This window comes from Veillonella sp. CAG:933 (assembly GCF_000431435.1).
Lineage (GTDB): Bacteria > Bacillota > Negativicutes > Veillonellales > Veillonellaceae > Veillonella_A.
Genome location: NZ_HF986236.1, coordinates 49,416 through 50,337, shown reverse-complemented (window position 1 = coordinate 50,337; position 922 = coordinate 49,416). Strand labels below are relative to the sequence as shown.

Here is a 922-nt window from a genome sequence, read left to right as displayed (position 1 = left end):
GAATCCCTCCCCGGATTCCTGTTTTTCTTTATTTTCAAATATTTATACACTACTATTAGCCCTTATTGACAAAGTCTTTACAGGCCATTATTTGCAGAGGGGCTTCATATATAGTAAAATGTTACTATTAAATTTATAAATTTCTATATAATGTAGTTTTTATAAATTTTAATTCAGTTGTACCCAAGCTTCAAGGAGGTTCACCATGGCTCTAATCAACGAAAATTATGCCAACCTACAAAGTTCCTATTTATTTGCTAACATTGCTCGCAAAGTGGCAGAATTTCAGAAAAATAATCCGGATGCCGACATCATTCGCTTAGGCATCGGGGATGTAACACGACCATTAGCACCTGCCGTGATTGAAGCCATGCATAAAGCAGTTGACGAAATGGGTCAAGCCGAAACGTTTCGCGGTTACGGCCCGGAACAAGGTTACGAATTCTTACGTCAAGCCGTTGTCGATCACGATTATAAACCACTCGGAATCAACCTCGACATTGACGAAGTCTTTATCTCCGACGGAGCCAAATCCGACGTGGGCAACATCCAGGAGCTCTTCAGTGCCAACAACGTAGTTGCCATTACCGACCCGGTGTATCCGGTGTATCTCGACAGCAATGTCATGGGCGGACGTTCCGGTCAGTTCAAAGACGGCCGTTTTGAAAACATCGTCTACTTACCAACCAATGCGGAAAATAACTTTTCGCCGGAATTTCCGAATCAACATGTAGACATTGTCTACCTCTGCTGCCCGAATAACCCGACCGGTACCGTTTTGAGCCGCAAACGCCTTAAAGAATGGGTTGACTGGTGTAAAGCCAATGATACGGTGCTCATGTTTGACTCCGCCTACGAAGCCTTCATCAGCAGTGAAGACACAGTTCACAGTATTTACGAAATCGAAGGGGCTCGCGAAGTA

Annotated in this window: 1 protein-coding gene; it reads left to right on the top strand. The window is 43.8% G+C overall.

Annotated features, from left to right (window positions below; translation table 11 throughout):
- Positions 1–205: 205 nt before the first annotated feature.
- Positions 206–922, top strand: a 717-nt coding sequence (locus QZL64_RS12390) for an aminotransferase class I/II-fold pyridoxal phosphate-dependent enzyme (RefSeq protein WP_296309645.1), incomplete at its 3' end; no start/stop codon positions are given.